This is a genomic window from Eubacterium sp. 1001713B170207_170306_E7, from assembly GCF_015547515.1.
In the GTDB taxonomy this organism is placed as follows: Bacteria; Bacillota; Clostridia; order Eubacteriales; family Eubacteriaceae; genus Eubacterium.
This window is the reverse complement of record NZ_JADMVE010000012.1, coordinates 64,341-74,914: the sequence shown is the minus strand read 5'-3', so window position 1 is coordinate 74,914 and position 10,574 is coordinate 64,341. Positions and strand designations below refer to the sequence as shown.

13 protein-coding genes are annotated in these 10,574 nt (G+C 47.0%); all 13 read right to left on the bottom strand.

Annotated features, from left to right (window positions below; translation table 11 throughout):
• Nucleotides 1–14: 14 nt before the first annotated feature.
• Entirely contained in the window at nucleotides 15–260 is a 246-nt protein-coding gene (locus tag I2B62_RS19975; protein ID WP_195270784.1) for a hypothetical protein, read from the bottom strand.
• Nucleotides 253–552 carry a hypothetical protein gene (locus tag I2B62_RS19970; protein WP_195270783.1) on the bottom strand — a complete coding sequence of 100 codons (300 nt, stop codon included), beginning with the start codon at nucleotides 550–552 and terminating at the stop codon, nucleotides 253–255. The genes I2B62_RS19975 and I2B62_RS19970 overlap by 8 nt, the downstream gene beginning before the upstream one ends.
• A 1-nt stretch (nucleotide 553) precedes the next feature.
• Complete coding sequence (locus I2B62_RS19965; protein ID WP_195270782.1) at nucleotides 554–3,649, bottom strand: phage tail spike protein; 3,096 nt, start codon at nucleotides 3,647–3,649, stop codon at nucleotides 554–556.
• Nucleotides 3,649–4,398, bottom strand: a complete 750-nt coding sequence (locus tag I2B62_RS19960; protein WP_195270781.1) for a distal tail protein Dit — start codon at nucleotides 4,396–4,398, stop codon at nucleotides 3,649–3,651. Before I2B62_RS19960 ends, I2B62_RS19965 begins: the two co-directional genes overlap by 1 nt.
• A 4-nt stretch (nucleotides 4,399–4,402) precedes the next feature.
• Nucleotides 4,403–7,366, bottom strand: coding sequence for a phage tail tape measure protein (locus tag I2B62_RS19955; RefSeq protein WP_195270780.1), 2,964 nt, complete (start codon nucleotides 7,364–7,366; stop codon nucleotides 4,403–4,405).
• Nucleotides 7,363–7,506, bottom strand: coding sequence for a hypothetical protein (locus tag I2B62_RS19950; protein WP_195270779.1), 144 nt, complete (start codon nucleotides 7,504–7,506; stop codon nucleotides 7,363–7,365). Before I2B62_RS19950 ends, I2B62_RS19955 begins: the two co-directional genes overlap by 4 nt.
• A 128-nt stretch (nucleotides 7,507–7,634) precedes the next feature.
• Complete coding sequence (locus I2B62_RS19945) at nucleotides 7,635–7,985, bottom strand: hypothetical protein (RefSeq protein ID WP_195270778.1); 351 nt, start codon at nucleotides 7,983–7,985, stop codon at nucleotides 7,635–7,637.
• 43 nt (nucleotides 7,986–8,028) lie between these two features.
• Complete coding sequence (locus I2B62_RS19940; protein ID WP_195270777.1) at nucleotides 8,029–8,493, bottom strand: hypothetical protein; 465 nt, start codon at nucleotides 8,491–8,493, stop codon at nucleotides 8,029–8,031.
• A 53-nt stretch (nucleotides 8,494–8,546) separates the two neighbouring features.
• The gene (locus I2B62_RS19935) at nucleotides 8,547–9,149 is read right to left on the bottom strand and encodes a hypothetical protein (RefSeq protein WP_195270776.1); all 603 of its coding nucleotides are present in this window, start codon (nucleotides 9,147–9,149) and stop codon (nucleotides 8,547–8,549) included.
• Entirely contained in the window at nucleotides 9,142–9,522 is a 381-nt protein-coding gene (locus I2B62_RS19930) for a hypothetical protein (protein ID WP_347707848.1), read from the bottom strand. Before I2B62_RS19930 ends, I2B62_RS19935 begins: the two co-directional genes overlap by 8 nt.
• Nucleotide 9,523: 1 nt before the next feature.
• Complete coding sequence (locus I2B62_RS19925) at nucleotides 9,524–9,934, bottom strand: HK97 gp10 family phage protein (protein ID WP_195270775.1); 411 nt, start codon at nucleotides 9,932–9,934, stop codon at nucleotides 9,524–9,526.
• Nucleotides 9,927–10,247: a phage head-tail adapter protein gene (locus tag I2B62_RS19920; protein ID WP_195270774.1), complete on the bottom strand. Its 321-nt coding sequence runs from the start codon at nucleotides 10,245–10,247 to the stop codon at nucleotides 9,927–9,929. Before I2B62_RS19920 ends, I2B62_RS19925 begins: the two co-directional genes overlap by 8 nt.
• Before the next feature lie 4 nt (nucleotides 10,248–10,251).
• Complete coding sequence (locus tag I2B62_RS19915) at nucleotides 10,252–10,560, bottom strand: phage head-tail connector protein (RefSeq protein ID WP_195270773.1); 309 nt, start codon at nucleotides 10,558–10,560, stop codon at nucleotides 10,252–10,254.
• Nucleotides 10,561–10,574: the final 14 nt, after the last annotated feature.

Genomic DNA, 10,574 nt, shown 5'->3' with positions numbered 1-10,574 from the left:
AAGCTTTCCTTGTTTTAGCAATTGCCATGTTCTTTCACCTCTGCTGGTGAATCTCCCGGACGAGAAACGCCCAGTTCAACCGTAATCCCGTTATCTCCCGGAATGTGTTCTACAATAATGGAGGAATTAATTACCAGCTTCTTTTCAAAGGTTTCCGGACCTACTTCGACTGACAGGATATAATTTCCTCGAGGGATTCGAACCACTTCGGGCCTCTCAACCGGTTCCGCCTTTGTATCTTTCGTGTTTTTATTAAACATCTTTTTCTACCTCCGTATAGGGCTTAAATAGCAAAGCCGCTTCGCCGTTTCTTAAATACTCTGTCAAAGCATCTTCGATCTTTTCAACAAAAGCCGTAAACGCTGCCTTGTCTTCACGACATTCCTGCTTATTGTCAGCACAAATTTCCGGATGGTTCTCCTGAATGCTGCTATAGGCGCTTTGAACACCTTTTTCATCGTTTGTTATAATGGACGCGCTGAGATACATGGCATCCTGGTGATTGATCTGCGTCTGATCCGTGATCATAACGGTTATTTTAGGATTGATCATTTTATTCCTCCTCAATAAATTCAATGGTTCCATCTTCATTTTTATGAAACATAATAGGTCTTGGCTCAGTAATTTCAGACGTTCTCATTGGCTTTTGAATCGCTTCGGTATACTGCTGTAAAGGCGCTTCAAATGAGCGTAACGCTTTTACTGCCGACTGATAGGTGACACCTTGTGCCAGCATCATCTTATCCAGTATTTTACCTTGATTTTCCACTTTCTCATAAAGCTCCTGGATACTTTTTACCAGTACGGGTATAAATTTGCTGACCTTGATCTGATAGATTTCGTCCACAATTGTTCCATCCTCTTCCCGCTGAGGTACCTTATAAACCAGACTCGAATCGATTCCTTCCAGCTCCTGGGCGATAAATCCAAAACGTTCGTGAAAAGCGTCCTCTTTCCAGTCAAAGCTTCGTACCGGTAACTGCTCCAGATAGGACAGCGCATTTTCTGAAGAGGGTTGTATGTTTCTCTTTAACCGACCATCCGAGTGCCATGCATCAATACCAATCAGTGTGGCTCCGCCGCCCGGTTCAACGACCTCAATTTCAATATATCCCCATTGCTGATCTGTTCCACCCGGATCATATTTGTAATATTTAATGCCATTAACGCCGCCTCGGTTTTTAACCAAATTACAGTTATTAATGCTAAATCCTCTCATATCTAAATTACAGCCAACGGAGAGACCTGCTGGTAAATTTGTGAGGTTTTCTTTGCTAAATGACAGCTTCATTGTGTAATTTGCCTCGGATGTTGAATTTCGGCTTGCCCATGTCATGAAAGTTCCACCTGCATCCAAATCAAAATCCAAGCCTTTTTTGGATGAATCGGCTGCCAGCTGATTGGTTACAATCTGGCCGATTGGTCGGTCATCATCCTTTCGGTAAAATCGCATTCCGTTACTTCCAAGTGTCATGACTAGCTTTTTGGTTGAAGCACTGGCACTATCATAGATAGAAAGGCGGCTATATTCAAATTGGATGTACTGTGTATAGTTATTCCATGCAATACGTACAGAGCTTGCATTTTGTGTAATCGCCGTTCCCAGACCGTTGATCGTCACACGGGCCTGAATGTCTTTAGCGTTCTGTGTAATCTGGCTATGGAAATTTTGGGTTTTCGTATCCGTATAGCCGTTAGCCGTCTTTACTGCATTGTTGACCGTATCCGAAACTGTGCTGATAATGGCACTGGGAGTAATTTTCTGTTCTGCCGACTGTAGGCGTGTCTCATGATTGGTGGCGGAACCATTCAAGGTGGTAATGGAATCTTCTGTCCTTGCTACACGTGAAGTAATGGCGTCCGTTGTGATTTTGATCTGCGCTTCTGAGGTGGTAATGGTTGTTGTGACATAGTTCTTGGCATCCTTCAGCGCCTGGTTTGCTTTCGTTGTCGCGTCTGCCGCTGCATCCTGTCCAGTCTTGGTGATTGTCTTTTCCAGATTCTGAACGCTCAGAGTAATCTGTCCATCCAGAGCTTCGATGCTGGAATGAATCCCTGAAAGATTTCCTTCCAGATCGGTGCCGCCGATCCGGATGCGCAGCACATCATCATTGAACAAAAAAACAGGGTCTTCTATAAGCCCTGTAGTGGGATTCCGGTCTCCCAAACGGATCTCTGAGAGGTCAAGATTGATGTCCATCCGGTCTCCCATGATGATACCGGTAAAAATCGCATCCGCGATGATCCCGTCACCAGTCAGGACCGTGGTCCATTTCCAGTCCCCATCCAGCTTTTGGTTGGCAATCTGCAGGGAGCCGCCCTTCATCCGCGTGGCCTTGGTGGCCTGCTCGTAGGTCGGGGCGTTCAGACAGACTAAACCGTCCCGGGGATCACCATAGATCAGGAAACCGGATTCCGAAGCAATTTCAGCATTCCAGTCATCCAGAATAGACTGGCGAAACACTTTTCGGATCATTGCGTCTAGCCGGTCATTGACATTCTTCACCAGTTCGCTGTCATTCATCATGTCGTCAATAATGTCTTTGCTATAGTTTGACAGCTCAAAATCATTGTTCTCTGGATTGAGGTAGTTCGGTGTAAAACGGATGATCTCAGCCTTAAGCTTAATATTCAGCTTTGAGAGCACTACGCCGATGGTGTCGCCTTCCCGGATGTCCTGCGTGGAATAGCCCAGCGCCTTGAAATCCGCAGCTTTTATTTTATATTCAGTGTTGTCTTTTAATCCTGCAAGCAGACCGTCATAGGTCCGCTGAAGCAAGTTCTCAGGGATTTCCACGCCGTTTTCTTCCCAAATCGTGCAGCGGTGCTGCCGGATGCCGTTGGCATCCAGAATCCCATATTGCTCCTTGTAACTGTCTGGAAGCGCTACCCAGGTCTGGCCTTTGGGCTTGTCCACGGGATCACCTTTTGCAACACTCCACACCACATCCTCAAAGGTGATCGGTTTGCTTTCGCCGGTCTCAGTGGTCATCTCTGCTTTCCCGTATCCGAAGGCCATGGTGTAGTTGGTCCGCTCGGGAATCTGTACGCTCATCTGCGTAACCTCACGGTCATCGTAGATTACACGGCCTCGGTCTGAACCGACGCTCTGCAGGATGTCGATATATCGGACGATCCGGCCATTGTAGAACTCAATGCGCTCTGAGATCACGCCGCCGCAGGCGTTGGCCCAGGCAGAAATGGTTTCCTTCAGATTTTTTCGGGTGCGCTGCATGTAGAAAGACCCCGGAATATCGCTTATACCGGCCTGCCAGCGGCTTTTCGGCTGTGCGGTGTCCAGAAGCTTCCTCAAACCGTTAATCGGCGTATTTCCGGTAATATCCACGAATGGAACGGAACTGGAGAGGGTATCGTAGTAACTGCTTTCACAGTACACGGCCTGTTTGTCGGCATCGGTGTTTTCACGGACAATTTCAAATTCATACCACTTGTCGCGGTCGGTGTCCTTGAACATGATCCGATTGCCTTTTGTCATTTCTTTCGCATACCGGTGATTTAACGGCACTGCTAAGTCCAAGGTATGAAAGCCGTTTTTCTGCCAATCCCGCTTGGCGGTCAGGCAGTCCTCGGGGATCAGCGTCCCGATCAGGTTGTTGTCACGGTCCTGGATGAGAAACTCTGTGATCATTACAAGCACCGCCTTTTATATTTTATGGTGGCGCTTGAGACAGCTGGTGTAAAATCAAACCGGAAGCTGCCAGCTGGGACGCAAAAACTCCGTCCCTCTGGTGCCAGCCAGTTCGTGTTTTTAAAATCCACTTTTAACATGCTTAAAACGCCATTTAAATAGACCTCTCGACGCTCGGTGTCAATGCGCCACTCACCGGCAAGATCGGATGCGGCCAGGGTAACTTTTGCAATAGTTCCATAAAGGCTGATCACCTGGCTGCTGCGCCCGCTGGGCAGTGTGAAAGTAATCACACCGTGGGTATCCCGGCCAAAATTTTCAAAAGTTTTGCTGTCAATATCCTCATAGGTTATTTCAGACAGTTCGCGGCGGACGGGGTCACAGGTAAAGGAGAGCTCAATTTCTGCAAAGTCCTCACTTTCTTTGATCAGCTCGGTACCCGATAGGATACCGCGCCATTCATGACCAGGGTCATCGCCAAAGATTAGCTGCTCCATTCCAGACGTGTACAGCACCTGAAGCAGTTTGGCTTTCATGTCCTCAATGGTCTGGCTGGCCTGTTCCCGTTCCAGAAATAGGTTAACCCGCAGCTTTTTGTTCTGTAGTTTTACATTCCGAAGCATACTGCCGTTCCGCAACGGCATATCCGTCTCAGTCTGCTTGATGTCAATTTCGATGCCGCGGCCCCGGATGCCAAGAACGTGGTCAAGCCGTCTCCCGCCAAACACCATCCAGGTTGTTCCTGCCATGTTTTCAGCCTCCTCTCGCTTTTTTCTGTTTCAATTTCCAGAGCTCTTGGGCCACCAGCTCCGCGTCATGTTCGTTTCGGATTTGGAAGGTGTTGCCGGTGATGAGGATGTCTCCATCCCCTTGTTGCTTTCCACTAGATTGAATGCGGGTTTTATTTTCTTCAGCCGTTTGAACTCTTTCGCCTTTATGCAGGTACGCAATATAGCCATCATTGGGAACATAATCAAGACCATTATAATGATGCCAGCCTGAGTTCCTTTCAATACGCTCATAAACTTCCTGATAAGTTGTTGTGACGGTAGCATTTTTACTTTCAGGCCACCACCCATTCCACCAGGATTTTATTTGATCCCATTTTGTAAGGATGTTTCCGGTATTCGTATCTACTGTGTTATCCAGATCGCTGTAAGCGCCTCTTAATGTATCAATTCCGCGATCCTTTGTAGACTGCGCTGCTTCGATTGTCGCGTCTCTTTGGCGCTCTGCATCTGAAATCATCTCGTTTGCCATTTCATCTGTTGTAATGATTCCTTGATCGCGCATTTGTCGGATTAAGCTTGTATATTCCGCACACTCACGGTTTGCAGAATCGACAGAGCCCATACGTTGCTCTTCTAATTTTTTAACATGTTCAGAAGCCATTTCAGCGGTCATGCGTCCATCTTGATCTTTGATCCGTCCAAGGATAACAGCACTTTCAGCTTCTGTTTCAGAAAGGGTTTTAATGGCATTGGTCCGCATATTTTCACGCAGCTGGTTGATCTGGTCATGTTCTGATTGTGTCAACGCTCTATTTTGATCACTGGCAGTTTGCAGGATTAATGCAATCTGATCTTGTGCACTCTGAGTATTAACCTTTTGCTGCTCATAAAAATTTGTTAATCCCAACATCAAATCATTCTGTTGTGCAGCGGTCATCGTCGAAGATGAAGTAAAAAAATTACTTAATGTTGTCAAGTCGTTCTGGCAATCTTGATCCAATTTTTGGGTAATCATCGTCCCCATATTCGAAAACTGAGTGGTAAGATCAGCAACAATCTGACCGGTAATAATTGAACCATTCACCTGAAGATTAAACAGGCTCTGTTGCACGCCCTGGTCAAGCTCAATATAAGCACCGACCGCCTGGCGTGTTGCTTCAGAAATTTTCACCGACGTGTCTTTCGCGGCAAATCCGATCTGACCGGCATTGGCTGTCACACGCTGAGCGGCTTCGTCCGATTTGGCGGTAAAAATATCCACCTCCGGCATAACATCTGCATTCAGCTGTTTGTATGCCTCTGCGACGCCCACACCAACCGCTGCGGCTGTAACACCAATCGCACCGACCGCCAAAGCGGTTGTTCCTAAAGATGGTGTCAAAATATTCGAAAGGATTCCTGTAAGGCCTGAACCGCCGCCCAATGCTTTTGAAGCAGCTCCCGCTGCATTGGGCAGATCAAGAACCTGATACTTAACACCTTCAATCATTTTTGCAGCGTCAGGAAGAGCCTTTGTAATGGCTCCGCCAGCATCTGCGACACTGCTCATACCTTTGGCTGCCGGTTTGACAACGGATGGTAGACCAGATACAACATCGACGACTGCTTCGGTCGCTTCTGCTGCTTTAGGCATCACTTTTGGAAGAACTTTTCCAGCAGCACTCATTGTTTCTAAAGCTTTTGAAGCGCCTGAAATTGCTGGTTTTAGCTTGGTAAAAGTGGTGATTCCATCGCCCAGTAGCTTGATGACTGGTCCTGCTGCTATTGCAACAGCTCCCCACTGAACAAGGTTTTCCTGTTGCTCATCAGTCAATTGCGCGAACCAATCCGCCACATCACCAATGAGATCAGCGGCTTTTTCAAGGGCAGGTGCTGCCGCATCACCCAAACGGATCAGGGCATTTTTAGACTTATTCAGAGCCGCCTCAAATTTTGCTCCGGCGTTTTCCTGACTTTTCAGAAATGCTTCATCGGCTGCACCAAGGGAGTCTGCCATGGCCGCAGTCTTTTCACGAAGTGTATCGCTTTGTGCTCCAGCAAGTGCAAGCGCTAATGTTTGTCCCTCAATGCTGCCGATATAATCCTGGAGCGGCATCCCGCTGTCATTGGCGGCTTTGACAATCGCGTCGATCGTTCCCTGTAGCCCAAGGCCCTCCATCATTGCCTTTCCGGTTTCATAGCCCAGACTGTTCATCAGCTCGGTCATGGAATCGGTCGGTGCCATGAGTGCCTGCAGGACTCCACGCAACTGCGTCGAAACCTCGGCTGCCGTACCGGTTACACCGGTACCCGTTGCCATAACGCCGAAGAGTTCTTCCTGGCTGACCTTCAATTCTGCAGCCAGCGGAACCACGCGACCCATGCTGGATGCCAGTTCAGGGAAAGTGGTCTGGCCCAGCTTCACCGTCATGAACGCCAGGTCGGCCACCTTGCTGTTGGCTTCGGCGCTGGTATCCCCATATCCTTTGGTGACGGCAGACAGCAGGTTGACGGCATCGGTTGTGGTGGCCGCGCCTGCTTTAGCAGCCTTTCCAGCGATTTCCAAGTTTTTAGAAGCATCAGCAGTGTCCCCATAGGCGGAGATGACCTGATACAGACCCTCAGAAATATCACCCGCGGCAATCCCCGTATCATCTGACACCTTGAGAACATCCTTGCTGAGCTGTTTTGTTCTCGCCTGTACCACTTCTCCAGTACCGTCGATCAGCGTGGAAACCATGCCCATAGACTTTGAAAAATCAAGGTACATTTTTCCAGCCGCTACCCCGACTGCTGCCAAAGGAACCGAGACGTGTTTTGTCATGCTTGTACCCACACCGGATAGCTTTTCACCTACACGCGCAGTCTTTTCCAGGGATTTCGAAATCTTATCCGCTTCAGTGACACCAGCCACACGGGCTTTTTCCATATCTGATTTAAAACCCGCAATATCCGCCTTAAGTTTTACTTCCAACGGTGCCAGGCTGATGCCGCTTGTGATACTCATTTCATTGTTCTCCCTTCGTTATATTCTGCAATGGCCGTCTCATCAGCTTCAGTCTGCTGTAAACGCCAGATCGCTTTCAAAATATCGCGCCCATCCTTCGTTTGGTTCATCGCGTCAATCCAGCTTTCTTTTCGATACAATAAAAAAGCCCCGTAGGGCAGGTTCATGACTTGATCAAAATTTAGTCCTGTGTAATATGCAATTCTTTTGATTTCATAAGATGAAAGGATATAGTTATTCTCCCAGGCTTCCCGTGGAAAGTATTTTTTTATGATGGCGTCTCCGACGTCTCCTGCGGGGACTGGGATTTGGAGTTTGGGTCAAAGTCTGCCTCCAATTTTCCAGACATAACATGGGTATAAACGGCCATAACAGCATCAGACGGTAACACATCCATTTCTTCATCCGCAAATGTTCGCCCTTCAGTGTTGTTATTCAAAAGCAATTGTACGCATTTTTGCTTGATTTTATAATCCTCGCCAGGAATCGCACTATCGTCACCGTTTTCCAACTTTATAATCTGTGCCAAAATACCACATGTCGGCAGCTTCACATGTATTTTTTCTTTTTTAATTTCAAAATCAACTGTTTTGTTGATATAGTCATTTAAGTTAATCATTGTTTTCTCCAATCAAAAAAGCACCCTTGCGAGTGCTTATATTTTATTCTATCCATACAGTTAAAATTTGTGGTAATCCCATACTTCCAGGCTCAGCCACAGTTCCATATGCTGTCACTATGTCACCTTTTCCTCTGTTTTCAAGCGTATTGTTTTCAAGTCCGCCTGGAACTAACAGTAAATAATCACCATATCCATCATTCTCCACTTGAGAAATCATGCAATTAGGAAAAGCTTCAAGTTTTGCCTCTTTATCTAAAGCGGAGATTTCACCTATGATTACAACCGACTTTCCTTTCCAATTTCCAGCATTGATTTCTACAAAATCAGCAGGAACAGCCTCGTTTTTAATTTTTTCAACGTCTTCGTGAACCTTTTGACTATCAGATTCAACCGTTGGTGTTTGTCCAGCTTCAGGTGTAACAGCCGTTTTCTCTTGGGTACTGCAACTCGTAAAAAATATCACCGAAATACACATAATACAGATAACAGCAATTCTTTTCTTCATATCAATTACCCCCTTATAAGCTAATAATACACCCTAACAGGGGGAATTGCAACTTAAGATGGCGTATCTGAACTCGGTGCTGGATTATCAGCTTCCCAAGCAGTAAATTCAGCATCTGTCATTTCTTCAGAGAACTCTGCCAGGAAGTCCTTGAGGTAAGAAATCGCCGTGATTTCAGCATCCACTGTCAGCTCCTTCTCACCGAACTCAATGGCAAAACCGTTGCCGCCCTGACCAATCATGGTAAAACGGATTTTTTTGCCGTTTTCCTTCACGTGCACAAAACGCAGCAGAACAGTCTTCAGCTTCACGCCAGAGCCGCCGAAGATCAGCTTTTTCATCTTCGTGGTTCGGTCGACTTCAAACTTCGCACAGCTTAGTAGACCAATGTTCTGTAAATCCCATCGCAAAACGCCGGTCTTGGCCGTCATTTCCTCACTGGTAATCGCAGACTTCACAATGGTGCCATACTGGTTTTTGACATCATATTTTTCGGGTTTATAATCCACGCTGAAGCCGCCGGAACAGTGTCCGACATTGTGCGCTTCAGTCTCGATCTCATCCGAGGTCGGGATCTCAGACAGTGCGCCTTCAACTTCATACATGTAGACTTCGCCAGCCCCCAGGATAATTTCCTGATTATCAAGTTTACCCATTATTTCGTTTCCTCCATTTTATCAAATAGTATCGTGTCACTTCAAATACCAGCAGCCCATCCACATCATAATCCTCCGTGCCGCCGCTGCCTGCCAATGTGCTCCGGAAGCGGATGCCGCCGTGCAGCCGGTACACCAGATCATGTGACATGTCCAGAACCTCCTGAAGCTTTTTATCAAGCTCTAAGCATTTGTCATAATCTTTGTAAATAATTTTCACTTCCAGCTGAGTCTCATTAACCACGCCTCCGGAGATTGGAGCCGTCTTATAAACCAGCGTCGGCACTTCTGTATCCGTTGTAAAGACCGGATAAATGTGATCTTTCAGTTCTGGAATCTCTGTCGCAATATAGCTTATTAAATCATTTTCCACTTTAATCTCCAGCCAGTATCCTTGCGATCTGGTCTTTGTTTTTCATTTTTGCATTCTCTAGGTAGGGTTTTGGTTTCTGCCCTCTGGTGGTGTGCCAGCCCTTGTACTTCCCAGACGCCACCTTAAACTTCCATGGTGTTTTTCGGCCGCCGCCTTTGGCATAAATGCCGGTGCCGTTGTGCACAAAGGATGCATATTCCAAAGAATTACCCACGGTCCCCACAATGGCGTCTGGTCCAAAATCTATCTCATGGTGGATGTCGGCGCGCAGCGCCCCATAATTTACCGGGCAGTCCTGCTTGGCGGTTCGTTCAACCACCAGACAGGCTTTATCCATATTTCCGGCCAAACGTTTCAGTATCTCCAGGGTTGCATTGTTTATACTGGCTTCGAATGCTTTATTATCAGACATCAGTGTCCACCTTCTTGAGAAGGAGATTGTTGAACCTCCCATCGTTGGTGGCGCTGATGATCTCATATATTTCGCCTGTGTCCGTCTTTTTCAGGCGGTTAATGTAAGGCTTTATATACTTACACCTGGTCAGCCCGGTATGGGTGCTTTCGTTATAGCGGACGCTCTGGGTGTGCAGCAGATCATTGGTCTTTTTCACAGTAACCATAATAATCCGACCGACATCCCATTCCTCACGGAGAGCACCTGACGCCGTTCGAATGGTTACTTTTCGTTGTAGGCTGTAGCTGCGCATCTCACTGTTAATGCTCATCGTCTCACCTCGGAAGCTTCCGGATGCGGCGCAGCTGTCTGCGCAGTCCTGCTGGCAAATTTTCAATATAGCTTTCAGAAATACCACTTTGGCTGGTCGATGAAATGCCCTCAGCTCCAAGTTTGTTGAAGCGGATCAGCGCCAGCTCTTTGACAATATGCTTCACCGACATTGGCAGCATTTCAGATTCTGCTGTATTCACATAGTTCTTGACTTCTGCAATCGCGTCCTCTACCAGGTATTTCTGAAGCGCTTCATCCAGCGTATTGAAGCCTGGATAGTGCCCCAATTCCATCAGTAATTGTTCTTCCATTGCTTCTCCCATCT

What these genes read in the sequence shown, in the direction of transcription:
- I2B62_RS19975 (WP_195270784.1), bottom strand. Translation starts at nt 260, where the DNA reads ATGTTTAATAAAAACACGAAAGATACAAAGGCGGAACCGGTTGAGAGG.
- I2B62_RS19970 (WP_195270783.1), bottom strand. Translation starts at nt 552, where the DNA reads ATGATCAATCCTAAAATAACCGTTATGATCACGGATCAGACGCAGATC.
- I2B62_RS19965 (WP_195270782.1), bottom strand. Translation starts at nt 3,649, where the DNA reads ATGATCACAGAGTTTCTCATCCAGGACCGTGACAACAACCTGATCGGG.
- I2B62_RS19960 (WP_195270781.1), bottom strand. Translation starts at nt 4,398, where the DNA reads ATGGCAGGAACAACCTGGATGGTGTTTGGCGGGAGACGGCTTGACCAC.
- I2B62_RS19955 (WP_195270780.1), bottom strand. Translation starts at nt 7,366, where the DNA reads ATGAGTATCACAAGCGGCATCAGCCTGGCACCGTTGGAAGTAAAACTT.
- I2B62_RS19945 (WP_195270778.1), bottom strand. Translation starts at nt 7,985, where the DNA reads ATGATTAACTTAAATGACTATATCAACAAAACAGTTGATTTTGAAATT.
- I2B62_RS19940 (WP_195270777.1), bottom strand. Translation starts at nt 8,493, where the DNA reads ATGAAGAAAAGAATTGCTGTTATCTGTATTATGTGTATTTCGGTGATA.
- I2B62_RS19935 (WP_195270776.1), bottom strand. Translation starts at nt 9,149, where the DNA reads ATGGGTAAACTTGATAATCAGGAAATTATCCTGGGGGCTGGCGAAGTC.
- I2B62_RS19925 (WP_195270775.1), bottom strand. Translation starts at nt 9,934, where the DNA reads ATGTCTGATAATAAAGCATTCGAAGCCAGTATAAACAATGCAACCCTG.
- I2B62_RS19920 (WP_195270774.1), bottom strand. Translation starts at nt 10,247, where the DNA reads ATGAGCATTAACAGTGAGATGCGCAGCTACAGCCTACAACGAAAAGTA.
- I2B62_RS19915 (WP_195270773.1), bottom strand. Translation starts at nt 10,560, where the DNA reads ATGGAAGAACAATTACTGATGGAATTGGGGCACTATCCAGGCTTCAAT.